This window comes from Mesorhizobium sp. M0088 (assembly GCF_040322895.1).
Classification (GTDB): domain Bacteria; phylum Pseudomonadota; class Alphaproteobacteria; order Rhizobiales; family Rhizobiaceae; genus Mesorhizobium.
In genome coordinates this window covers 74,386-96,601 of sequence record NZ_JAMYUI010000032.1, presented here as the reverse complement: position 1 = coordinate 96,601, position 22,216 = coordinate 74,386, and the positions used below count along the sequence as shown (strand labels likewise).

The following is a 22,216-nucleotide window of genomic DNA, read 5'->3' as shown; positions in this document are numbered from 1 at the left end:
GCCCGCAACAGTTCGAGGATCAACATATCCGGCAGACGGGCAAAACCGCAGCCTGATCAGTGTCCACCCCCAGGGGCGCACTCCAGTTTTGGGAGAACGACATGCATAAAAACAAAGATCCAAAGCGGGTCGTCTGAATCCGTTCAGACGCGACACGCTTTAGAAGTCCTGCAACTCGCAGGAACTCTGTTCGAAGAAGCGCGACACGATCGGCTTCCAGCTGCTGTCGGGCACGAAGGCGCGGATGACGAAGATGCCTTCCTCGATCGGCGCTTCGACGAAGATCGCTCCTTGAAGATCCTCGGGAAGATCCTTGCGCACGTCGATCATCTGCGCCGGCGTCAGCACGACGGCATCCAGAACGCCGCCGGTCGCTGTGTGGTCGTTGAAGGAATAGATGTTGTGGCCGCTGCGGTCATAGACCGACACCGACCAGAACGGGACATGCCCAGGTGCCTTGACGCGGACCATGCCTTCGCCCAGATCGAACCGGCAGGCCGTCGCGTAAAACAGCGGGTCGACGGATTTCACCACGGGCGCGCCACCGGCCTCGGCATCGAGCCGCGTCATCTTGTAGAGATCCGACGCCATGGACAGCCGCGACCAGGCATCGCGTTCGGAAAACTCGGGCACCAGCAGCAGCACGGCGATGTGCACGATGCCGGCGCCGAGCAGACCGAGCAGGACGGCATGCAGAAGTCCGCGCATCGCAGCGTAAAAACTACGCATTGCAGCCGACCTTGACGATATGCGGCAGCGAGACGTCCGACAGGCCGGTGCTGCTGGCGATTGGCGTGTCGTAGAAGGTCAGCACGAAATACATCCTGCCGAAGCCGTCTGTCAGCAGCCAATTGCCCGGCATCGGGTGATGGCCGGCTGAAATGATCACCGAATTGTCGGGCTGGCGCACCACCCCGTAGGATTGCAGCGCCGCCAGCCGGGGTTTGCCGGTTTCGACCACGCCGAGCGACTGGTCGGCGGCATAAAGCGTCCAGAACCGTGCCGTCGGAAAATCACCCTCGATTGTGTAGGTGCATTCGCGCTTGAGCTCGGCGCCGGCCGCGTCTCGCTCGGCGACGAAGGACAGCCCCTCGGCGCGGCCGAGCGCAAGCACACCCTCGCGCGCCACGCGGGCCTTGGAATAGGGATCGGCGGCCGGTGTGCCGATATCGGGAAAGGCCGTCCATTGGCCGATCCTGATGGCGCCGACCCCATCCTGGATTTTCAGCGCATACCAGACGCTGCCGCCACCGCCGACGATGGCTATGGCAAGCGAAAGCAGCGTCAGGAAGGCAGTTTTGAGCATGAGGGGCCGGGAACACGAAGAGTTGCCGCTCGGGGATATCGCGGCGTGGGGCCTTGTGGCAAGCGGGCCGACGTAGAATTGCAGACGGCTCTCCCTTCTCCCCTTGCGGGAGAAGGTGGCCGAGCGAAGCTCGGTCGGATGAGGGGTGTTCCAGCTTGGCAATGGCGGTGATCCGGCCATCACCCCTCAACTGTCTCGGCGCCAATCACAGCGCCGACAGCGTCTCCGGCAGTTGCGGCGTACTGAGGACGGGCGCCGACTGGAACAGCGTGGTCATGTCCCGCAGCGTCTGGGTCGTGCGGCTGGACAGCACCGGCGGCCGTTCGGCGGCTGCATCGGCCGCCGCCTGATCGTCGCTCTTCTTCTGTGCTTCCTCGGCCTTGGCAGCGATCTCCTCATCGACGAAGGGCTTGTCGATGCCAGGGATCGGCTTGAGGTCGATGTTCTGGTGCGCGTAGACCATCAGTCGCTGCCACACCATCGCCGGCAGTGAGCCACCGGTCATGTTCTTGGTCGGCGTGAAGTCGTCATTGCCCATCCATACCGCCGCCGTGTAGTTGCCGGTGAAGCCGACAAACCAGGCGTCGCGGTAGGACTGCGTGGTGCCTGTCTTGCCGGCGACGACGATGTTGGGAAGTTGGGCTCGCCGCGCCGTACCCATCACCGGCACTGCCGCCAGCATGGTGTTCATCGATTTGAGCGCCTGCTCGGACAGCACCCGGTGTGGCGGCGGCGCGTCCTTGGCGAAATCATAGACCACCTCGCCGGTGCGGGTGACGAGTTGGCTGATGCCGTGCCGGGATCCGACGAAGCCGTTGTCGGCGAACACGCTGTAGCCCGTCGCCTGGTCCATCACCGTCATGCTCGAGGTGCCGAGCACCATCGTCTTATGTGCTTCGATCGGCGATTCCACGCCCATCGCCTCGGCCATGGCCTTGATCGGGCCGATGCCGAGATGATCCTTGGCCAGCCGCACCGGCACGGTGTTGATCGACTTGGCCATTGCCATGATCAACGTGACGTTGCCGGCCGATCCGCCGTTGTAATTGTGCGGCGACCAGCTGCCCCAGCTGATCGGGCCGCCGGAAATGATGGAGTTGGGGGTGAAGCCGTGTTCCATCGCGGTTGCGTAGACATAGGGCTTGAATGACGAGCCGGTCTGGCGCAGCGCCTTGGTGGCGCGGTTGAACTGGCTGGCGCCATAGTCGCGGCCGCCGACGATGGCGCGCACGGCGCCGTTGGTCTCGATGACGACGACGGCACCTTCGCTGACGTTGTACTCCTTGCCGAACTGGCGCAGGTGGAACTCCACCGATTCTTCCGCCGCCTTCTGGATGTTGACGTCGAAGGTGGTGTGGGCGAGAAGCGAGTGCTGGCCAGGTTTGGCGATCTTCTTGACCTCGTCGAATGCCCAGTCGAGGTAATAGTCAGGGCTTTTCTGTTCGCCGCGGTCGACGACATCGGCCGGATGCAGCCTGGCCTGCAGGACCTGGCCTTCGGTCATGAAGCCGGCATCGACAAGGTTGGACAGCACCACATTGGCGCGCGCGCGCGCCGCCGGCAGGTTGATGTGCGGCGCATATTTGGTCGGCGCCTTGAACAGGCCGGCCAGCATCGCCGCCTCGGCCAGGTTCAGGTCCTTGACGCTCTTGCCGAAATAGAAGTCGGCGGCAGCCTCGATGCCGAACGTGCCGCCGCCCATATAGGCGCGGTCGAGATAGAGCTGCAGGATCTCCTTCTTCGACAGATTGGCCTCGAGCCACAGCGACAGGAAGGCTTCCTTGATCTTGCGCTCCAGCGTGCGCTCGTTGGTGAGGAACAGGTTCTTGGCCAACTGCTGGGTGATGCTCGAGCCGCCCTGGACGACGGAGTTCGCCCGCACATTCTCGAAGATCGCGCGCGAAAGGCCGAGCACATCGATGCCGTAGTGGTCGAAGAAGCGACGGTCCTCGGTAGCAAGCACCGCCTTGATGACGTGATCGGGCATCTCGTCGACCGGCACGGAATCGCGCTGGATGATGCCGCGCTGGCCGATCTCGTTGCCATAGCGGTCGAGGAAGGTGACGGCGAAGTCGCCCTGGGCGCGCCAGTCGCCGGCCGTGTCCTGGAAAGCCGGAATGGCCAGCGCCAGCATCACCACGATGCCGACGGCGCCGAGCGTGAAACCTTCGCTCAACAGTTCGATGATGCCACGGCGCCAGCCGTTGACGCGGAAGCGCCGCGAGAAGATCGTCGCCGATTCCCAGAACTGGCGCGCCTTGAAGCCGATCTCATAGAGCGAGGAATCGATCCACGCATCGAGCGCCAGCAGCCGGGCGGCGATCGGACCTCTTCTCTTGCGCGGTTCGGGACTGGCCATTCGGAATCCGGCTAGCAATTGCACGACCTGAGAACCGCAAACCGGCAATTTCAGGGCGATGCATTCCGGGAGACTATTCCTCCATTTTTCCAGCACTCACAAGGGCGGCGAAGACACAGTATTGGGTTTGTTGCTGATGGGCCGGCCCAAGAATACAGCCCGGCGCCAACAGCATGTGCCCGCGCCTCCAGCGGAGGCGTGAGCTTTTTCACTGCAGCACGGCGCGCCTCATGCGGCTCGCAAGCTTTCTTTCGGACGCAAATTCTGGTTCATGCGGAACAGGTTCAGCGGGTCGTAGCGCTGCTTGATTTCCAGAAGCCGTCGATGGTTGCCACCATAGGCCGCTTCGACCCGGTCGACCTCGTCCTCCGGCATGAAGTTCACGTAGGCGGTGCCGGCGGCATAAGGTTTGGCCGCCTCGTAGATTGAACGAGCCCAGTCGGTGCAAGCCTTGTCCATCGTGGGTTCGCGCCAGCGGGCGTGAACGTTCATGACGAAATGCGAACTGCGCTGTGGGAACGCCGTTGCGTCCGCCTTGACGCGACCTGCCGCGCCGCCGACATGGCCGATAAATATCTCGCATTCGGGTCCCGGCAGCTTGGCTATTGCCCCCCTGACGACCGCAGCCGCCTCCTCGGAAAACTCGGTGAAGTCATGGCTCTTCCAGTAGTTGCGGGCGCCGGGCGTGAGCAGTGGGTCGAATGCCTGCTGCCAGCCGGTGAACGGGCTGGGGCCCACGACATCGGCAATCGGCGTGCCGATGGCTCGAAGTTTCTGCGTCGCCTTTTCACCTGCCTCGATATCGCCGCAATAGCACATGGCCAGAACCAGAACCTCCTTGCCATGCCATTCCGCGGGCAGGAAGGGCAGCGGCGGCGCCTGCCGCATGACTACCCAGCAGGTCAACTCGTCAGGAGCGGCTTCGAGCGCCTTGCGATACTCCCGCAGCACCTTTTCGGCATCGGCGAAGGGATGGACGACAAGCCCTGCCAGCACTTGCGGTCCAAACTCATGGAGATGGAACTCGAATGCGGTGACGACGCCGAAATTGCCGCCGCCGCCGCGCAGCGCCCAGAACAAATCGGGATTTTCAGTCTGGCTGGCCCGGAGCAGTTTGCCATCGGCGGTGACCACATCGGCGGAGGCAAGATTGTCGATGGTCAGGCCGAATTTGCGGGTGATCCAGCCGAAGCCGCCACCCAGCGTCAGGCCGGATATGCCGGTGGTCGAGTTGATGCCGGTCGGTACCACCAGCCCGAAGGCCTGCGTTTCCTTGTCGACATCGGCAAGCGTCGCGCCAGGCCCGACCCATGCCCGCCGCGCAGCGACATCGACCCGCACCGATTTCATCAATGACAGATCAATCATCAGGCCACCATCGCAGACCGCACTTCCGGCAATGTTGTGGCCGCCGCCGCGCACCGAGACGAGAAGCCTGTTCTCCCTGGCGAAATTCACGGCACTGATGACATCGGAAGCTCCGACGCAGCACACGATCAGCCCGGGCAGCCGGTCGACCGTGGCATTCCAGACGGTCCGTGCTTCGTCGTACGCGCCATCGCCTTCGCTCAGCATTTTGCCGCGCAATTGTGCCGAAAACGCTTCCAGGGCTGCGGCGTCGACTGTCGTTTTGCCGCGTTCAAGCGTGGTGAGGCTCATGGTGTTCATGCTTTCCTCCCGATTTGCAGATGAGCTGTCCTCTCCCAAAAGACGTTTTTACTGTGCGCTTATATTAGCTATCGCGCAAGTTTCGCGTCGGCCAGCGTTGCGACTCGCCAGCGGGCACATGGTGCCGCCAGCCGGCGATCTCAGCCGTTTTGCGCGCGCGACCTTGCACCCTCGGCCGCCAGGATGCCGATCATGCTGATGCGAATGTGAGCGAAGCAGCGTAGCGCTATCCCACCCCTCAGGCCGGTTCGCGCTTCAGCGCCTGCGCCATGCAGTGGATGCCGCCGCCGGTCTTCGAGATCTCGCTCATGTCGACGGCCGCGACCTCGAAGCCGCGCGCCTTGAGCTGGCCGATCAGCGCCTGGCTGGAGGTCGGCGCGATCACCCGGTCCTTGCCCAGCGACATGAAGTTGCAGCCCAGCGCCATCGTATCCTGGAACGGCACGTCGATGATCTCGTGGCCCTTGCCCTTCAACCAGTCGACAATGCCGGGTTCGGTGCAGGCGAGGCAGACAGCGGTCAGTTTCTCAGCGATCGGCACCACCATCAGGTCGATATGAACATAATACTCGTCGATGAAGGCGATGCGGGTTTCCCAACCCTCCTTGTCGAACCATGCCTGCACCTGGCGGGCGCCTTCTTCCTGCGTACGCGCGCCGCCGCAGCCGATCAGCACGACGCCGTCCTCGATGACGTTGAAGTCACCGCCCTCGAACGTGCCTGCGGTGACCATGTCGTAGATCGGGATGCCGAGCTTTTCGTAGGTGCGGATCGCGGCATAGTTCTCGCCGCGCCGCCACCAGTTGGCCATGGCGGTAATGAAGGCGCCGTAAGGCGTCATGACGCTGGAATCGCGGGAATAGACCTGCATCGGCAGCTCAGGCGTCGGCTCGTGCCAGTGGATGTTGACGCCGAAATGCTCGTAGGCGGCGACCAGGTCCTTGTGCTGGGCCTGGGCGATCTGGACGTTGCAGGGTGCCTCGCGCAGATGCTTTCGCGACAGCGAGCTGGTCGACAGATGGCGCAGGAAATTGGGTGAGCCAAGCAGGACGTCGGTCAGCACGTCGGTCTCGTTGGCAAAACCCCAGGCGGTCAGCGGCTTGGTGCCGCCGGCGGGGTTGCGGCGCTGCAGCGAAAACGGCTCGGCGACAATGCGGTCATGAACGGTCATGGGATGCTCCTCGTGAGGTGGTTTGGGGTGTCTGATTGCTCGGTATCCACCAGTCGCGTCCACGCGGGGTGGTGACATATTCTGGCCATCGAAACCCGATCGGCGGGTCGTAGTCGCAAAGCGGCGCGATCCAGTTCGAACCGCCGATTCCGCCGCCGGTGCGGGCGACGAATTCATTCATCGCTGCATCGCGGGCGGTCTGGTCTTCCAGCAGGCGGAGCGCCGCCAGCGCGACCGTCTTGGACGCGCAGATGACCATCGGGTCGATCGTCGCCGAAATGCCGCCCAGCGCATTCATCACCCATGCCGGATAGGGGTAGCCGGTCTCCGAACGCAGCGCCGGGCGGGCGACATAGAACCGCGCTGTCGGCGTATGCCAGCTCATGTCGGTGTAATCGTCGGAGGTCGAATTGACTTGCGAGGGCGCCAGATCGCGGCGCAGGATCGCTTCCGCCGCCTGCGGCTCGATCAAGCGCTCGAGTTCTTCGATGAACGGCTCGTCGCTCGCCATGCGCCCGGCATTGACCTGTATTTCGCGGGCAACTGCCTTGGCGTCCTCGTCCCAGCGCGGCGGCCCAGCCGTCGACAGCGCTTCATAGGCGATTTCGGCCATGGCATGATTGGCAAGTCCCGGTCGTGACTTCGACACCCAATGCCGCTCATGGCGGCAGCCGCTCATGCCGGCAGCGGCCTCGGCATTGCGGTCGAGCACCGTGGTGACCTGCTCGGCCATGGCAAGCGTCGGCACGCGGATCATGTACTGGATCTCGGCCAGCCCCGCCGGCAAATTGTCGGCGGTTGCTTGCCCCGCCGTCAGGATCGCTTCGCTGATCGACCAGCCGCCCTGGTGCGGCAGCATGGAATCGCGCAGAGCCTTGGAGGCCATGTACATCATCATCAATGCGTCGTTGGCGCCGGGGGCGCGCGCCGCCGAATGTGCTTGCGGAATGGGTGCAGCACCCGCAGCCAGCGCCCAGCGCTCCGGTTGGTCGCAGATGAAGCGATAGATCATCGCGTAGGCCGCGCCGCAATGCGTGTCCCAGCGCGCCGTGTTGCAGAGCGGCAGCATGTAGAACGGATGAAAGGAGATCATGCCGGCAAGGCCGTCATAATAGCCCTTGGCGGCATGGATCGGCTTTGACCCGCGCACCTTTTCCGCCGGCTCGCCGGTGAAGCGCAGCGTGCCTGATATGCCGTGGCGCTGCATCGCCGCCTTGGTCGCCAGCAGCCCGCCGAGGCTCGAAATCCCGAGGCCGGAATGCGGGTCGGTGTGGCCGCCGGCCTGGTTGCCAAGTCCCCGGCGCGGACGCTCGACCGTAGCGGCATCCTGGCAATTGCCCGGCACCGCGTCGTATTCGGCGTACATGCCGATGGTCGGGCCGGGGCCGCTGGTCCAATGCGCGCAGAAGGCGGTCGGCATGCCGGCGGAGCCTTCTTCGACAGAAAAGCCTTCGAGTTTCAGTCGCTCGACATACCAGGCGGCTGATTGATACTCCCGCCACGCGGTCTCGCCGTAATCGAAGATGGTGCGTGTCCACGCGGACAACAACGGCTGGATGCCGTCGAGACAGGCAAGGGCGGTTGCTTGCGCCGAGGTGGCCACCGGTTTCTCCATGGCATGAGAAGAAAGCAGTGAAGCGGGTCGCTAAAAAGTGATATGTTTTCCCGGTTCGTGCAAATTCGGTTCACCTGAGGCTCCTTGCGTATACCATCGACACAAGCACTGCGTGCGCTCGACAGCTTCGCCCGGCACGGCAGCGTCTGGCGCGCCGCCGACGAGTTGCACCTGACCCGCAGCGCTGTTAGCCATCAGCTTCGCCTGCTGGAGCGCGACCTCGGCTTCGACCTGCTCGAACGTATCGGCAAGGGCGTGGCGCTGACGCCGCGCGGCCAGCGCTACGCCAGCGATGTGCGCAAGGCGCTCACCGTTCTTGGCGACGCGGTGACGCGCGATGCCGGCACCGGAGTCGGCGGCTCGTTCGCCGTCAGTTGCACGCCCGGCTTCGCCTCGCTGTTCTTGTGCACCCATATCGGCGAGTTCCGGCAGATGTATCCTGACGTGGCGCTGCGCATCCTGACGCCGCGCCGGCTCGACGATGTCAGCAATGCCGATGCCGATGCCTTCATTGCGTTTGGTGTCGGCAATTGGCCGAACCGGGCGGTCGAGCCGCTCTGTGAAATCTCGTTCACGCCGCTCTGCAGCCCGACACTGCTCAACAAGGTCGGTGGTTTTTCCCGGCCGTCGGACGTGCTGCGCGCCAACCTGCTGCATCTCGATGACACCGAGGATTGGGCGCGCTGGCTGGCGCTGTCCAAGGTGGAAAACCCCGACATTGAGGGCGGCATCTTCTTTTCGGACATGAACCTCGTCTTTTCGGCGGCGATTGCCGGCCAGGGCATCGCCATGGGCGACGAACTGACCAGCCGGCGGGCGCTGAGCGAGGGCCGGCTGGTCAGGCCGTTCGACATAGCGATCAAGTCGCCGCGTTCCTATTTCCTGGTCTCCGAACACGCCAAGGCTTCGCATCCGGTGCTGGAAGCGTTCGCAGGATGGCTGCGGTCGAAACTCCAGGAGAACCGCATTCTGCCGTATTGAGGGCAGGTGGCGACATCTCGCCATAGATGAATGGAATTTGCCGATCACGCGAAAACTATTCGGTTGCGGTGAGCCGGCACCCTGCCTACGATTTCGACAAGCGTTAGGGAAAGGGCAGTATGCAGCAACCCGGCCGTGCCGCAGAGATCAAGGCAATCGGGATCGGCAAGAGCTTCGGCTCGTTCCGTGCGCTGGACAATCTGTCGCTCGATATCGGCCGTGGCGAGTTCCTGACCCTGCTCGGGCCGTCCGGTTCGGGCAAGACCACCTTCCTGATGATCCTTGCCGGCTTCGTGCAGCCGACCGAGGGCAAGCTGCTTAGCGACGGCGTCGACATCACCGACCGGCCGGCCGAGCAACGCGCCTCCGGCATGGTCTTCCAGGGCTACGCGCTGTTCCCGCATATGAGCGTCGAAGCCAACATCGCCTTCCCACTCAAGGTGCGCAAGAAATCGGCCGCCGACATCAAGCGCCGTGTCGGCGAGATGATCGAGCGCGTCGGCCTCAAGGGCCACGAGAAAAAACTGCCGGCGCAACTGTCGGGCGGCCAGCAGCAGCGCGTGGCGCTGGCCCGCGCGCTGGTGTTCGAACCGGGCGTGCTGTTGCTCGACGAACCGTTTTCCGCGCTCGACAAGGGCCTGCGCGGCCAGATGCAGGCCGAGATGAAGCGGCTGCACCAGGAGACCGGGACCACCTTCGTCTTCGTCACCCACGACCAGAGCGAGGCGCTGGCGCTGTCGTCACGCGTTGCCATCTTCAACCACGGCAAATTGCTGCAGGTTGGAGCGCCCGACGAGGTCTACGACCGGCCGGACAACCGCTTCGTCGCCGAGTTCCTCGGCGAGATCAACATGCTGCCGCTGAAGGGGGTCAAGCCTGCCGGCAATGGCTCGACCGGCCTGTGCGAGGACCGCGCGGTCAGCATGGGCTGCAAGGCCGAACTCGTGCGCGGCGATGCCATCCTGGCGATCCGGCCCGAATACATGTCGATATCGAGCGAGGCGGCAGATGGTGAGAATGGGATCGCCGCTACCGCCACCAACTCCACCTATCTCGGCGCGGCAACGCGGCTCGACCTGACGACGCGGCAAGGCGCCAAGGTCACGGTCTCGGTGCCGAGCGAGGTGGCTGCCGCGGCGTTGAGCAAGGGCAACTCCGTCTGGCTCACCTGGCCGGCGGAAAAGGGTTTCCTCCTTCCGCATGGAGGGCAATGACGAACGGTGTGGCGAGATATCGCAGCACCGATTCCGGCACTATCAACAACAAAAAAGGGGAACTGACATGACACATGATACCAAGAAACAAGCCATCGAGAGCCTGTCCGCCAGGGCAGGCCGCGGTGAAATCTCGCGCCGGCAGTTCACACAGTTGGCGGCACTCGTGCTGGCCGGCACGCCGATGCTGCTGCGCTCGACAGGTGCCTTTGCGCAGGCCAAGGAGCTGGTGCTGGTCAACTGGGGTGGCGATGCCATCACCGCCTACGATGCCGCCTATGGCCAGGCCTTCACCAAGGACACCGGCATCACCGTCAAGATGGACGGTTCGGGTCCGACCGAAGGTGCCATCGCCGCGCAATTCAAGAGCGGCGCGCCGACCTGGGATCTCGTCGATGTCGATCCGTTCTCGGCCATCACGCTCGGCGCCCAGGGGGCTCTCGAGCCGATCGATTACAACATCGTCGACAAGAAGAAGATGCGGCCCGGCTTTGGTTGGGAATACGCCGCCTCGACCTATTTCTTCTCCTATGTCATCGCCTATGATTCCGAGAAGTACGGCAAGGACGCGCCGACCGGCATGGCCGATTTCTTCGACGTGAAGAAATTCCCCGGCAAGCGCTCGCTCTACAAATGGGGCGTGTCGAGCTGGGAAGCGGCGCTGCTCGCCGACGGTATCGCGCCTGCGTCGCTCTACCCGCTCGATCTCAAGCGCGCCCATGACAAGATCGCCGCCTTCAAGGAAAACGTCGTTGCCTATTGGGGTGGCGGCGCCGAAAGTCAGAGCGTGCTGCTCAATGGCGAGGCCTCGATGGCAATCGTCTGGTCGACCCGCGCTTCACTGATCGAGCAGGATAGCGGCGGCAAGATCAAGTTCATCTGGGACCAGGGCCTGATCTCGCCCGGTGCGCTCGCCGTGCTCAAGGGCAATCCCGGCGGCAAGGACGCTGCGATGAAGTTCATCGCCAGTGCCCAGGACCCTGAAAAGCAGCTGGTCATGTTCGACAAGCTCGGCCAAGGTCCTGCAAACCCGGCGGCAGACGCGCTGATCCCGGCCGACAAGAAGCGCATCAACCCGGTCGATCCCGAGAACATGAAGAAGCAGATCGCGCTCGACATGGACTGGTACGCCAAGAACTACGGGCCGGCGCTCGACGAATACACCAAGATCATCTCGGCCTGATCAGGGCAGGGGTAATCGGGTCGACATGAGATCCTATCTCTCCGACAGGATGGGCGCGGCGCTGTTGATGGCGCCGCTGCTCCTGTTTCTTGTCCTGGCCTATGCCTGGCCGTTCCTCGGCGTCGTCAAATGGAGCTTCACGCTGCCGACGCCCGGCCTCGGCCAGTATGAGGCGCTGCTTACCGACGATCTCGTGCAGTCGGTGTTCATCCGCACGCTGCGCATCGCGGCGGTCGTCACCGTGGTTTCGGTGGCCGCTGCCTACGCCATCACCGTCGTCTGGGTGCGTGGAACCCCGGCACAGCGCCTGGTCGCCGAGTTCTGCATTCTCGTTCCCTTCTGGATTTCCGTGCTGACCCGTGCCTTCGGTTGGGTGGCGCTGCTCTCCAATCGCGGCCTGATCAACAGCTGGCTGCAGGCGATCGGCTTCATTTCCGAACCGTTGGCGCTGGTGCGCAACGAATTCGGCGTCATCGTCGGCATGACGCATTTCCTCATTCCTTTCGCCGTCTTCCCGCTGGCATCGGCTATGCGCAGCCTCGACGACCGCGTGCTCCTGGCCGCGCGCGGGCTCGGCTCCAGCCGCATGCGCACCTTCTGGACAGTGTTCGTGCCGATGACGCGCTCCGGCATCATCGGCGCGGCGATGATCGTGTTCGTCTTCTCGCTCGGCTTCTTCGTCACGCCGGCGATCCTCGGTGGCGGCCGCAGCGTCATGATCGCCGAGCTGATCTATCTCAGGATCTTCCAGAGCCCGGACTGGGGCCTGGGGGCGGCGATCAGCGTCGTGTTGGTGCTGTTCGTCGGCGCGCTGATGGCGCTTTTGTTCCGATACGTCAGACCGAAGCAGTTGATCTGATGCCGACCTACCGCCCCGGTCCCGTCTCGCTGATCATCGCCGCCCTCGTGGCGCTGTTCCTGCTGATGCCGCTGCTCGCCGTCATCCCGGTGTCGCTGACGCCGAGCCGCATGCTGGCGATGCCGTCGGGCGAACTGTCGCTGCGCCACTACCGGGCGCTGGTCGAGGACCCGCGCTGGCTCCAATCGATCCTGCTCTCGATCCGCATCGGTGTCGTCAGCAGCGCCTTTTCAACCGTGCTCGCGCTGTGCTTCAGCCTCGGCGTCTGGATGTTCCAGCCCCGCTTCACCGCGGCCCTGGTCGGCTTCGTGCTACTGCCGATGGTGGTGCCGCCGGTGGTCTCGGCGATCACGCTCTACTTCCTGCTGACCTCGATCTCGGGCTTCAGCACGTTCTTCGGCTATGACACATGGCTCGGCGTCGCCATGGCGCATTCGGTGATGACGGTGCCCTTCGCCACCGTGCTGATGCTGGTCTCGCTCAGCCAGCTCGACCGGCGCATCGACCTTGCCGCGCGGGGCTTAGGGGCCACTGTGTGGGAGCGCGCCACCCGCATCATCATGCCCAACATCAAGTTCGGCATCATCACAGCGGCACTGCTCTCCTTCGTGCTGTCCTGGGAAGAAATCGGCGTCACCCTGTTCATCACCTCGGTCAACGCCATCACCCTGCCGAGGCTGATGTGGATGGGCCTGCGCGACAACATCGACCCGGCGATCGCCGCGCTCTCGGTGATCCTGATCATCATCACCGTGCTGGTGCTGGCGGTGCGCAGTTTCGTGGCCAGGCAGCGCGGAGCCTAGACAAACCGCACCGAGACGCGGCCAAACCGGCCGAGATCGCCGGTGACTTCGTCGCCTGCCTCGACGCTTATCGGCGTCACGCAGGTGCCTGTAATCACCACCTGTCCCGGTTGGAGCGCTATGCCCAGGCCCGACAGCTCGTTGACGAGCCAGGTGAGCGCGATGCGAGGATCGCCCAACACGGCCGCTCCCGATCCGTTGTGCTGCGACTTTCCGGAAACGAAAGCGACCACGGGGTGCTTTGCAAGGTCCACGCCGCGCCAGTCGTCTTCCGCCGCCTCGCCGATGACAAACAGATTGGCGCAGGCATTGTCCGCAATGAGCTGCGGCGCCCCGACGGCGCAGAAATCGTCATAGCGTGAGTCCGGAATTTCGATCGCCGGGTGCAAGGTCGCCACGGCTTTCATCACTTCAGCGATTTCATAGGGTGCCGGACGAGGCGGCAGTTCGCGTCCGAATCGGAAAGCGAACTCGATCTCGGCCACGCGCATCTTGCTCGTCGCCAGGGAAACGGTCCCGCCGACCTCCACCGCTTTTTCGGCCAGGAGACGTCCGGCCATCGGGCCGTCGACATTGATGTGCCTTTGTCCGGCCAGACTGGTCGCGGCAATCTTCCAGCCGAAAAGCGAGGCCGCCGAGCGATCCAGGACATGCGACTGGATGGCGTAACCTTCGAGCCGTGTTTGTGGGCGCAACGCCTCAGGTATGGCGCCGAGACGGGTGCCCTGGTCCCAGTGGCCTACCAACAACCGCGAGGCAGCCCTGGTCTTTTCTGCATCGAGCATCGTCAGCTTCCGAAATTGCTTCGTGGATCGTCATGCGACCCTGTAGCGAGAATATGTAACCAGGAATCGAGAGTCCATGTTCACGGCGCGGTGCCCGCGGACGATGGTGTTGGCAAAGTCGCCCTTTCGAGATCATCGGCATCCATCATTCCGATGACGAATCGCCATCGCCTCCGCGCGTCGAATGGCTATATCTGTCAGAACACGCAGAACGCGGACAGCTTCCGAAAAGCAATAATCGGCAGCGCAAGAACTGGAGGAAAAGACGATGACCGCGCCAGGCGATTTACAGCAGGCACTGTTTCTCAGGCTGAAAAGCGATGCATCGCTATCGGCCTTGCTGGGCGGCGCCGGACTGCTCGAACGGCCAACCGACAATGCCGCTTTTCCGTACGTGACCTGCGGCCAGACCTCTGCTTTCGACTGGGATACGAGCACCGAGAACACCGATGATCAGTTGATTACGCTGCATGTCTGGTCGAAAGCCCATGGCGACGCCGAAACGCTAGCCATCATGGCCGCCATCCAGGCGCGCCTTGCCGACGCAGCATTGGTGATTGGCCCTCGCGGCCAGACACGACTGTCGCTGGAATTTGCCGAAGCCCGCCATGACGAGGATCTGCTCGTGCATCACGGGCTGCTGCGTTTTCGCGCGATAACGCAGGAAAATGCCTGATGCGCTTTCAATATGGTCAAAACCGAGTCTAGACTGGACTTTCGCGGGATTTCACCTGTTCGAGGCGGTGAAATTCCAGGTTGATTGTCTCGCGTTGCAGGGGTGTGGCGAGGATGTTTTCAGCGGCGTTCACCGTTCATTTCACGTTCAGCACCGATGCGTTACAACGCCGGTCATGAAAACGCTTCGCTCCCCCCTCCGAACCGCGACACTGGCGCTTTGTGCTGCCGGACTGTTCGCGTCGCAGGCGATGGCGATACCGGTCATCGCGCCGCCCGACCTGGCCAGCCCGATCGTACTGGCTGCGTCCGATTGCTACGCCATCGGCCAGCAGGTGGCCGAGCAGAATGGCGGAACGCTGGCCAAGGCCTCGCAATCGACGCGCGGCGGTCAGCCTGTCTGTGTCATCGTGGTGCTCGTTCCAGGCAAGGACGGACAACGTCCGCGCCGTTCCGAGATCGTCGTTCCGCTGAACTGACCCAATCAACCTTAGGCTACGTTTCCCAGGCCGCCGGAATCGGCCTATATCTGCCCCAGTCTTCAATCTGACAAGCTCTTCATCTGACCAAGCCCTTCAATCTGACAAAGCTCTTCAACAGGTATCGAACTCCGCATGCGTGTACTCGTCGTCGAAGATGACAAGGATCTCAATCGGCAGATATCGGATGCGCTGGTCGATGCCGGCTATGTCGTCGACCGCGCCTTCGACGGCGAGGAAGGCCATTTCCTTGGCGACACAGAGCCCTATGACGCGGTCGTGCTCGATATCGGCCTGCCGCAGATGGACGGCATAAGTGTGGTCGAGCGCTGGCGGCGCGGCGGCCGCAAGATGCCGGTGCTGATCCTGACGGCGCGCGACCGCTGGAGCGACAAGGTCTCCGGCATCGATGCCGGCGCCGATGACTACGTCACCAAGCCGTTCCACATCGAGGAGGTGCTGGCGAGGCTGCGAGCCCTGATCCGGCGCGCTGCCGGCCATGCCTCGTCCGAACTGACCTGCGGGCCGCTGCGCCTCGACACCAAGGCCTCCAAGGCCGATGTCGACGGCGTGCCGCTGAAACTGACGTCGCACGAATTCCGCCTGCTCGCCTATCTGATGCACCATATGGGCGAAGTCGTCTCGCGGACCGAACTGGTCGAGCATCTCTACGATCAGGATTTCGACCGCGATTCCAACACCATCGAGGTGTTTGTCGGGCGGCTGCGCAAGAAGATGGGCATCGACATGATCGAAACCGTGCGCGGCATGGGCTACCGCATGCGTGAGCCGGAGGCGTAACTCGGAACCGCTCAAACCAACCGCAAGGACGCCGCTTTCGCTGCGTTTGTGGCCGCGTTCGCTGACGTTCCGCGTTATCGCCTTTTCCACGGTCTGGGCGATCGTGACGCTCGTTGTCATCTTCACCTTGATCACCACCCTATACCGCCAGGCCAGCGAGCGCGGCTTCGACAGCCTGCTTTCGGCGCATCTGTTCAACCTGATCGGTTCGATCGGCATCTCCGACAGCGGTGCGCTGACCGGCGCGCCAGACCTCGGCGACCTTCGGTTCTCGGAGCCGAATTCGGGCTGGTACTGGTCGGTCGAGCCCGCTTCGGAGGGCGTGCATGGCGATCTCCACTCGTCGTCGATGACCACGACGATCCCATCACCGAGCGTTGCCGACGTGCCGTTCAATGCCAGCTTTCAGCGCAGCTACGCAGCTGAAGGCATCGACGGCGAGCAACTCGAAGTTTTCGAGAGCGAATTCGTTCTCGACGCCAAGAACCGGGCCGCGCGTTTCCGCGTCATGGGCAACCAGAGCGAACTCGAACAGGAAATCGCTACCTTCCAGCGCCGCCTGCTGACCTATCTCAGCCTGTTCGGCGTCGGCATGATCGCCATCAACGCGATCGCCATCCTGCTCGGCCTGCAGCCGCTGCGCCGGGTCAGGAACGCGCTCGCTATGGTGCGCGAAGGCACCGCCCAGAGGCTCGACGGCCGCTTCCCCGCCGAGATCGAACCGCTTGCCAACGAAACCAATGCCTTGATCGAAAACAACAGGCGCATCGTCGAGCGGTCGCGAACACAGGTCGGCAATCTCGCCCATTCGCTGAAGACGCCGCTGGCGGTACTGCTCAACGAGGGCCGCGCGCTCGGCGGCGCCAAAGGGCAGCTGATCGCCGAACAGGCCGCTTCCATGCAGAAGCAGGTCGAACACTATCTCCAGCGCGCCCGCGTCGCGGCACAGCGCGACAGCGTCGTCTATCGCACGCCGGTGACGCCGCTGGTGCAGCGCATGGTGCGGGTTCTGCAGAAGCTCAATCCGCAGACAAATCTGTCGCTGTCGCTGCCGGCGGCCGAAATCGTCTTCGCCGGCGAGCGCGAGGATCTTGAGGAATTGCTGGGCAATCTCCTTGAAAACGCGATGAAATGGGCAAAGAGCGCGGTGCAGGTTTCGGTCGTGCCCTTGACCGGCAAGGACGACCCGGCCGGCCTGTTCGAGATCAGCATAGAGGATGACGGTCCGGGCATTCCCGAGGACAAGGCGCGCGAGGCGCTGAAGCGAGGACGGCGTCTGGACGAGACAAAGCCCGGAACAGGTCTGGGGCTGGCCATTGTCGCAGACCTTGTCAACGAGTATGGAGGCGTTCTGGCGCTCGAACGGTCCGGTATGGGCGGATTGAAGGCGGTGGTGCGATTGCGGAGCCTTCAGTGATGTTCACCAGGGCCAATCGACATAGAGGGACGGGAGATGTTATTGGCGGCATGTCGATTGGTCTCGCAGCTGCCAACGGCCAAATTTCCGACAAATATCAATACTATGGCCACGCCAACTTCTCCGATGACGCGGCCCCCGGCGCATCCATGGCAGGCTCCCACTCAAGAAAATCGGTTGTTGGCATGAAGATTCGCGTCGCTCTCGTTTCCGCATTGCTGGCCGTTTCCGGCTGCACCACCTTGAGCGGCAAGGGTCCAGCCATAGCAGTGACACCGGCCTCGACACCTCCTTCCAGCGGCAAGGTGACCACGACGATCATTTCGGCGATGGGCGGCGGCCTCATCAGCGGGACGATCGGCAACGGCCTCAGCGAGACCGAGAAGCGCAGCGCGCTCGAGGCTGAATACAAGGCGCTGGAATATACGACCAGCGGCCAGAAGGTGACGTGGAAAGGCGCTCAGGCTTCGCGCTACGGCGAGGTGGTTCCGGCCCAGCCGTACCGCGTCGGTTCGCAGGACTGCCGCCAGTACACGCAGACGGTGTTTTCCGCCGGCGCCGGGGTCACGGCGCGTGGAACCGCTTGCCGCAACGCCGATGGCAGCTGGACGCCGCTGACCTGACGACCGTCTGCCGACGATTGTCGGCTGGCGTCGTCAAAGCGTCGCAGCATGCATCTGTTGGCACGGCAGAGCTCTGCCGGTATTGGAAGAACCATGCTGTTCTGGGTCATAGCCGCCATTCTCACGCTGGGTGCAAGCCTGGCGGTGCTGCTGCCGCTGGCCGCCAGCGCCAAGGGCGCGTCGTCGAGCGGCGAACATGATCTCGAAGTCTATCGGGACCAATTGTCCGAGCTTGACCGCGACGCCGCGCGTGGCTTGATCCAGCCGGCCGAAGCCGCCGAGGCCCGCGCCGAGATCGCTCGCCGCATCCTTCGCCTTGACAATGCGGGTACCGCCGGCGGCGCAAACCCTGGCCGAGCGTCGATCACGGCAAGGCTGGTGGCAACCGTAGCCGTGCTGGCGGTGCCGCTGGTCAGTTGGGGGCTCTATGTCCAGCTTGGCTCTCCTGACCTGCCGTCGCAACCGCTCAGCGAGCGGTTGGCCAAGAATCCCGCCGACAGTTCGGTCGACGAGCTGGTGGCGCGGGCCGAAGCCCATCTGGCCGCCAATCCCACTGACGGCAGGGGCTGGGACGTGCTCGCACCGGTCTATCTGCGCATGCAGCGCTTTTCCGACGCGGCGGGAGCCTATCGCAACGCCATTCGGCTCGATGGCGACAGCGCCGTTCGCCAGGCCGGTCTCGGCGAGGCGATCGCCAGCGCGGCAGGCGGCATTGTCTCGGCCGATGCCCAGGATGCTTTCGAGGCAGCCCTGAAGCTCGATCCGACCAATGCGAAGGCGAGTTTCTACCTGGCCATGGCGTTGGCGCAGGAGGGGCGCGCCAAGGAAGCGACCACGGCATGGCAGGCGATGCTGGGCAGATTGCCGCCGGACTCGCCATGGCGCGGTGCCGTCGAGCAGGCGCTCGCCAAATCCGGCAGCTCCGACGTCGCTTCCGGCGCCACCAACGGTCCCGATGCCGGCGATTTCGACGCCGCATCCTCGATGTCGCCGCAGGATCGGGAGACCATGATCAACACGATGGTCGCCGGCCTCGACGACAAACTGCGGCAAAATCCGCGCGACCCGGAAGGATGGATGCGGCTCGTTCGTTCCTATGTCGTGCTCGGCAAGGCCGATCAGGCGCGTGAGGCGCTCGGTCGCGCCGTTGCCGTCTTTGGAGCCGACAGTGACCAGGCGAAGAAATTCACCGCCTTTGCCGCCTCGCTTGGCCTGACGGCGACGGAGTAGAACAAGACATGACGCGCAAGCAGAAACGACTGTCGGTGATCGCGGGCGGCCTGGTCTTCCTGGGTGCCGCGACCGGGCTGACTTTTTACGCGCTTGGCCAGAAGGCCTCCTTTTTCTACATGCCGGCCGATCTCACCACCGCCAGTGTCCAGCCTGGCCAGCGCATCCGGTTGGGTGGATTGGTCGAAAAAGGCACGATCCAGCGCGGGCAGGGGGCCACGGTCGGCTTTTCGGTGACCGACACTCACAAATCGGTCAAGGTCACCTACACCGGCATCCTGCCCGACCTTTTCCGCGAAGAGCAGGGCGTCATCACCGAGGGTACTTTCGGCCCGGACGGGGTTTTTGTTGCCGATAGCGTGCTGGCCAAGCATGATGAGCGCTACATGCCCAAGGAGGTTGCGGACGGCCTCAAGGCCAAGGGCGTCTGGCAGGAGAACAAGAGTGAATAGCTCCGGCAGGAGAGCGACAATGGATCACGGGCATGGTTGAAACCGGACATTTCGCCCTCGTCCTGGCGTTTGCGCTTTCGCTGGTGCAGACGGTGGTGCCGCTGTTTGGCGCGCGCCTGAACAACCAGCGCCTGATGGCCGTCGGCGGTCCGGTCGCGGTGACCGGCTTTGCCTTGACGGCGCTGTCCTTCGCAGCGTTGGCGAGTGCCTATGCAAGCTCCGATTTCTCGGTGGCAAGCGTGTGGGAAAACTCGCATTCCTTGCAGCCGTTGATCTACAAGATCACCGGAACCTGGGGCAATCATGAAGGCTCGATGCTGCTTTGGGTGTTGATCCTGACCTTCTTCGGCGCGCTCGTCGCCGCTTTCGGCTCCAACCTGCCGGCGACGCTGCGCGCCAATGTGCTTGCCGTGCAAGGTGGGATCGGCGCCGCCTTCTTCCTGTTCATCCTGGTGACGTCCAATCCCTTCATCCGGCTCAATCCGGCGCCGATCGAAGGCCGCGATCTCAACCCGATCCTGCAGGATCTCGGCCTCGCCATACACCCGCCGTTCCTCTATCTCGGCTATGTCGGCTTCTCGATCTGTTTTTCCTTCTCGGTCGCCGCTCTCATCGAAGGCCGCATCGACGCGTCCTGGGCGCGCTGGGTGCGGCCGTGGACGCTGGTCGCCTGGATGTTCCTGACCGGCGGCATCGCCATGGGATCGTACTGGGCCTACTATGAACTTGGCTGGGGCGGTTTCTGGTTCTGGGATCCGGTCGAGAACGCCTCCTTCATGCCGTGGCTGGCGGGCACAGCGCTGCTGCATTCGGCCATCGTCATGGAGAAGCGCTCGGCGCTGAAGATCTGGACGCTGCTGCTCGCCATCCTGACCTTTTCGCTGTCGCTGCTCGGCACCTTCCTCGTGCGTTCAGGCGTGCTGACCTCGGTGCACGCCTTTGCCACCGATCCGACACGCGGCGTGTTTATCCTGTGCATACTGACGCTGTTTATCGGCGGCTCGCTGGCACTGTTTGCGCTGCGCGCTTCCCGGCTGACGACCGGCGGCCTGTTCCAGCCGATTTCCCGAGAAGGGGCGCTGGTCCTCAACAATCTGTTCCTGACGACGGCGACGGCGACCGTCCTCGTCGGCACACTCTATCCGCTCGCCGTCGAAGCCTTTTCAGCCGACAAGATCTCGGTCGGCGCGCCGTTCTTCAATCTCACCTTCGGACCGCTGATGGTACCGTTGCTGCTCGTGGTTCCGTTCGGGCCGTTGCTGGCTTGGAAGCGCGGCGATGTCTTCGCCGTCGCGCAGCGCCTTATGGTGGCCTTTGCAGCGGCGCTGCTGGCGACGCTGGTCACCGCTTTGTTCATCGACGGCGCCTCGGTGTTCGCAGCCCTGGGCGTTGGCCTTGCCGTCTGGCTGATCCTTGGCGCGCTCACCGATCTCGCCGTCAAATCGGGGGTCGGCAATGTCGCCGCCGGGATCATGGTCAGGCGCTTGCTCGGCCTGCCGCGCTCGGTCTTCGGCACTGCCTTCGCTCACCTTGGCCTCGGCCTGACCACGCTCGGCATCGTCGGCACACTTTGCTTCGGCACCGAGAAGATCCTGTCGATGCATGCCGGTGAGACCGTCGAACTGTCCGGCCATACGCTGCGTTTCGTCGGGCTTTATCCGGCCCAGGGACCGAATTACAGCGAGGATCTCGGCCGCTTCGAACTGATCGGCGTCAGCGGCAGCCCTGTTGGCGAAATCAGCTCCGCCAAACGGTTTTATCCGGTGCGGCAGATGACGACGACGGAATCGGGCATCAGGACGATTGGTTTCTCGCAGCTCTACATCTCGCTCGGCGACGAGGGCAATGACGGTTCCGTCGTCGTGCGTTTGTGGTGGAAGCCGCTGGTGACGTTGATCTGGGGCGGCGGCCTGATGATGATGGCGGGCGCGGCGATGTCACTGATGGACCGGCGCCTGCGCGTCGGCGCGCCGTCGCGGCGGCGCAAGCAGGCGAGCGCGGTGCCATCCGCGACCCTGCCATGAACGCGCGGCTTTCGATCTCCATCGTCCTGCTGCTGGCGCTGTTCTTTGCCGGCACGGCCTTGGCGGTGAAGCCTGACGAAGTGCTGCCTGATCCGACGCTGGAGGCGCGGGCGCGGGCGCTGTCGGAAGGCTTGCGATGCATGGTCTGCCAGAACCAGTCGATCGACGAATCCGATGCCGACCTTGCCCGCGACCTGCGCGTCCTCGTGCGCCAGCGCCTCGTCGCCGGCGACACCGACCAGCAGGTGATGGATTACGTGGTGTCGCGTTACGGCGAGTTCGTGCTGCTGAAGCCGCGTTTCGACCTGCGCAATGCGTTGCTGTGGGGCACGCCCGTCCTGCTGTTGCTGGTGGGAGGCGTTTTCATCGTGCTGACCGCGCGGTCGCGCCGCGTGCTGGCAACAAAATCCCTGTCCGCCGAAGAACAGGCATCGTTGGACGCCATATTGCGCCGCGACTGACGTCCGCCGTCACTCCCAAACATTACCAAAGTTTCATGTGTCGGAAATGGCGCTGTAATGTGTGCCGCTCTAATTCTCCTTTCCGAGGATGCCGACCAAGCAGCGTCCGT

Annotated in this window: 21 protein-coding genes; 14 read left to right on the top strand and 7 right to left on the bottom strand. The window is 63.6% G+C overall.

Annotated elements, in window-relative coordinates:
* Nucleotides 1-159: 159 nt before the first annotated feature.
* From NKJ67_RS30680 to NKJ67_RS30655, 6 genes are all read right to left on the bottom strand, one after another.
* Complete coding sequence (locus NKJ67_RS30680; protein WP_127271883.1) at nt 160-729, bottom strand: DUF1254 domain-containing protein; 570 nt, start codon at nt 727-729, stop codon at nt 160-162.
* Complete coding sequence (locus tag NKJ67_RS30675) at nt 722-1,306, bottom strand: DUF1214 domain-containing protein (RefSeq protein WP_127321659.1); 585 nt, start codon at nt 1,304-1,306, stop codon at nt 722-724. Before NKJ67_RS30675 ends, NKJ67_RS30680 begins: the two co-directional genes overlap by 8 nt.
* Nucleotides 1,307-1,511: 205 nt before the next feature.
* On the bottom strand, nt 1,512-3,665 hold the full coding sequence (locus NKJ67_RS30670; RefSeq protein ID WP_352585012.1) for a transglycosylase domain-containing protein: 2,154 nt from the start codon (nt 3,663-3,665) through the stop codon (nt 1,512-1,514).
* A 228-nt stretch (nt 3,666-3,893) separates the two neighbouring features.
* The gene (locus NKJ67_RS30665; protein WP_352585010.1) at nt 3,894-5,333 is read right to left on the bottom strand and encodes an FAD-binding oxidoreductase; all 1,440 of its coding nucleotides are present in this window, start codon (nt 5,331-5,333) and stop codon (nt 3,894-3,896) included.
* Nucleotides 5,334-5,571: 238 nt separating this feature from the next.
* Nucleotides 5,572-6,504 carry a dimethylarginine dimethylaminohydrolase family protein gene (locus tag NKJ67_RS30660; protein WP_027035801.1) on the bottom strand — a complete coding sequence of 311 codons (933 nt, stop codon included), beginning with the start codon at nt 6,502-6,504 and terminating at the stop codon, nt 5,572-5,574.
* The gene (locus NKJ67_RS30655) at nt 6,491-8,119 is read right to left on the bottom strand and encodes a zinc-binding metallopeptidase family protein (RefSeq protein ID WP_352585008.1); all 1,629 of its coding nucleotides are present in this window, start codon (nt 8,117-8,119) and stop codon (nt 6,491-6,493) included. Before NKJ67_RS30655 ends, NKJ67_RS30660 begins: the two co-directional genes overlap by 14 nt.
* A gap of 84 nt (nt 8,120-8,203) precedes the next feature.
* Between NKJ67_RS30655 and NKJ67_RS30650 the strand changes: the two genes are divergently transcribed.
* From NKJ67_RS30650 to NKJ67_RS30630, 5 genes are all read left to right on the top strand, one after another.
* Nucleotides 8,204-9,100 (top strand): LysR substrate-binding domain-containing protein, encoded by an 897-nt coding sequence (locus tag NKJ67_RS30650; RefSeq protein WP_013532647.1) that lies wholly within the window; start codon nt 8,204-8,206, stop codon nt 9,098-9,100.
* 119 nt (nt 9,101-9,219) lie between these two features.
* Nucleotides 9,220-10,314, top strand: coding sequence for an ABC transporter ATP-binding protein (locus NKJ67_RS30645; protein ID WP_352585006.1), 1,095 nt, complete (start codon nt 9,220-9,222; stop codon nt 10,312-10,314).
* A 67-nt stretch (nt 10,315-10,381) separates the two neighbouring features.
* Nucleotides 10,382-11,497: an ABC transporter substrate-binding protein gene (locus NKJ67_RS30640; RefSeq protein ID WP_023812803.1), complete on the top strand. Its 1,116-nt coding sequence runs from the start codon at nt 10,382-10,384 to the stop codon at nt 11,495-11,497.
* 25 nt (nt 11,498-11,522) lie between these two features.
* Nucleotides 11,523-12,356 (top strand): ABC transporter permease, encoded by an 834-nt coding sequence (locus tag NKJ67_RS30635; protein ID WP_127267594.1) that lies wholly within the window; start codon nt 11,523-11,525, stop codon nt 12,354-12,356.
* Complete coding sequence (locus tag NKJ67_RS30630) at nt 12,356-13,159, top strand: ABC transporter permease (protein ID WP_127267595.1); 804 nt, start codon at nt 12,356-12,358, stop codon at nt 13,157-13,159. The genes NKJ67_RS30635 and NKJ67_RS30630 overlap by 1 nt, the downstream gene beginning before the upstream one ends.
* On the opposite strand, the gene NKJ67_RS30625 is transcribed toward NKJ67_RS30630, so the two are convergent.
* Entirely contained in the window at nt 13,156-13,944 is a 789-nt protein-coding gene (locus tag NKJ67_RS30625; RefSeq protein ID WP_292337612.1) for a 2-keto-4-pentenoate hydratase, read from the bottom strand. The two genes, NKJ67_RS30630 and NKJ67_RS30625, sit on opposite strands and share 4 nt — an antisense overlap.
* 268 nt (nt 13,945-14,212) lie before the next feature.
* Between NKJ67_RS30625 and NKJ67_RS30620 the strand changes: the two genes are divergently transcribed.
* From NKJ67_RS30620 to NKJ67_RS30580, 9 genes are all read left to right on the top strand, one after another.
* Entirely contained in the window at nt 14,213-14,620 is a 408-nt protein-coding gene (locus tag NKJ67_RS30620; RefSeq protein ID WP_256745700.1) for a DUF3168 domain-containing protein, read from the top strand.
* A 175-nt stretch (nt 14,621-14,795) separates the two neighbouring features.
* The gene (locus NKJ67_RS30615; RefSeq protein ID WP_127380058.1) at nt 14,796-15,098 is read left to right on the top strand and encodes a hypothetical protein; all 303 of its coding nucleotides are present in this window, start codon (nt 14,796-14,798) and stop codon (nt 15,096-15,098) included.
* A 135-nt stretch (nt 15,099-15,233) separates the two neighbouring features.
* Nucleotides 15,234-15,899 (top strand): response regulator transcription factor, encoded by a 666-nt coding sequence (locus NKJ67_RS30610; protein WP_023812809.1) that lies wholly within the window; start codon nt 15,234-15,236, stop codon nt 15,897-15,899.
* Nucleotides 15,883-17,316, top strand: a complete 1,434-nt coding sequence (locus tag NKJ67_RS30605; protein WP_292634222.1) for an ATP-binding protein — start codon at nt 15,883-15,885, stop codon at nt 17,314-17,316. Before NKJ67_RS30610 ends, NKJ67_RS30605 begins: the two co-directional genes overlap by 17 nt.
* Nucleotides 17,317-17,501: 185 nt before the next feature.
* A complete protein-coding gene (locus NKJ67_RS30600) occupies nt 17,502-17,939 on the top strand; it encodes an RT0821/Lpp0805 family surface protein (protein WP_127269161.1) in 438 nt (145 codons plus the stop codon).
* A 93-nt stretch (nt 17,940-18,032) separates the two neighbouring features.
* Complete coding sequence (gene ccmI / locus NKJ67_RS30595; protein WP_352585002.1) at nt 18,033-19,169, top strand: c-type cytochrome biogenesis protein CcmI; 1,137 nt, start codon at nt 18,033-18,035, stop codon at nt 19,167-19,169.
* An 8-nt stretch (nt 19,170-19,177) separates the two neighbouring features.
* Nucleotides 19,178-19,621: a cytochrome c maturation protein CcmE gene (gene ccmE, locus NKJ67_RS30590; protein ID WP_127321624.1), complete on the top strand. Its 444-nt coding sequence runs from the start codon at nt 19,178-19,180 to the stop codon at nt 19,619-19,621.
* A gap of 32 nt (nt 19,622-19,653) precedes the next feature.
* A complete protein-coding gene (locus NKJ67_RS30585; RefSeq protein ID WP_352584999.1) occupies nt 19,654-21,645 on the top strand; it encodes a heme lyase CcmF/NrfE family subunit in 1,992 nt (663 codons plus the stop codon).
* Nucleotides 21,642-22,106 (top strand): cytochrome c-type biogenesis protein, encoded by a 465-nt coding sequence (locus NKJ67_RS30580; protein ID WP_352584997.1) that lies wholly within the window; start codon nt 21,642-21,644, stop codon nt 22,104-22,106. Before NKJ67_RS30585 ends, NKJ67_RS30580 begins: the two co-directional genes overlap by 4 nt.
* The last annotated feature ends 110 nt before the right edge of the window (nt 22,107-22,216 follow it).

Excerpts from the sequence above, each read along its gene's own strand:
- NKJ67_RS30625 (WP_292337612.1), bottom strand. The coding sequence starts at position 13,944 with ATGCTCGATGCAGAAAAGACCAGGGCTGCCTCGCGGTTGTTGGTAGGC.
- NKJ67_RS30630 (WP_127267595.1), top strand. The coding sequence starts at position 12,356 with ATGCCGACCTACCGCCCCGGTCCCGTCTCGCTGATCATCGCCGCCCTC.
- NKJ67_RS30615 (WP_127380058.1), top strand. The coding sequence starts at position 14,796 with ATGAAAACGCTTCGCTCCCCCCTCCGAACCGCGACACTGGCGCTTTGT.
- NKJ67_RS30580 (WP_352584997.1), top strand. The coding sequence starts at position 21,642 with ATGAACGCGCGGCTTTCGATCTCCATCGTCCTGCTGCTGGCGCTGTTC.
- ccmE (WP_127321624.1), top strand. The coding sequence starts at position 19,178 with ATGACGCGCAAGCAGAAACGACTGTCGGTGATCGCGGGCGGCCTGGTC.
- NKJ67_RS30675 (WP_127321659.1), bottom strand. The coding sequence starts at position 1,306 with ATGCTCAAAACTGCCTTCCTGACGCTGCTTTCGCTTGCCATAGCCATC.
- NKJ67_RS30670 (WP_352585012.1), bottom strand. The coding sequence starts at position 3,665 with ATGGCCAGTCCCGAACCGCGCAAGAGAAGAGGTCCGATCGCCGCCCGG.
- NKJ67_RS30620 (WP_256745700.1), top strand. The coding sequence starts at position 14,213 with ATGACCGCGCCAGGCGATTTACAGCAGGCACTGTTTCTCAGGCTGAAA.
- NKJ67_RS30585 (WP_352584999.1), top strand. The coding sequence starts at position 19,654 with ATGGTTGAAACCGGACATTTCGCCCTCGTCCTGGCGTTTGCGCTTTCG.
- NKJ67_RS30610 (WP_023812809.1), top strand. The coding sequence starts at position 15,234 with ATGCGTGTACTCGTCGTCGAAGATGACAAGGATCTCAATCGGCAGATA.
- NKJ67_RS30665 (WP_352585010.1), bottom strand. The coding sequence starts at position 5,333 with ATGAACACCATGAGCCTCACCACGCTTGAACGCGGCAAAACGACAGTC.
- NKJ67_RS30660 (WP_027035801.1), bottom strand. The coding sequence starts at position 6,504 with ATGACCGTTCATGACCGCATTGTCGCCGAGCCGTTTTCGCTGCAGCGC.
- NKJ67_RS30680 (WP_127271883.1), bottom strand. The coding sequence starts at position 729 with ATGCGTAGTTTTTACGCTGCGATGCGCGGACTTCTGCATGCCGTCCTG.
- NKJ67_RS30600 (WP_127269161.1), top strand. The coding sequence starts at position 17,502 with ATGAAGATTCGCGTCGCTCTCGTTTCCGCATTGCTGGCCGTTTCCGGC.
- NKJ67_RS30640 (WP_023812803.1), top strand. The coding sequence starts at position 10,382 with ATGACACATGATACCAAGAAACAAGCCATCGAGAGCCTGTCCGCCAGG.
- NKJ67_RS30645 (WP_352585006.1), top strand. The coding sequence starts at position 9,220 with ATGCAGCAACCCGGCCGTGCCGCAGAGATCAAGGCAATCGGGATCGGC.
- ccmI (WP_352585002.1), top strand. The coding sequence starts at position 18,033 with ATGCTGTTCTGGGTCATAGCCGCCATTCTCACGCTGGGTGCAAGCCTG.
- NKJ67_RS30635 (WP_127267594.1), top strand. The coding sequence starts at position 11,523 with ATGAGATCCTATCTCTCCGACAGGATGGGCGCGGCGCTGTTGATGGCG.
- NKJ67_RS30655 (WP_352585008.1), bottom strand. The coding sequence starts at position 8,119 with ATGGAGAAACCGGTGGCCACCTCGGCGCAAGCAACCGCCCTTGCCTGT.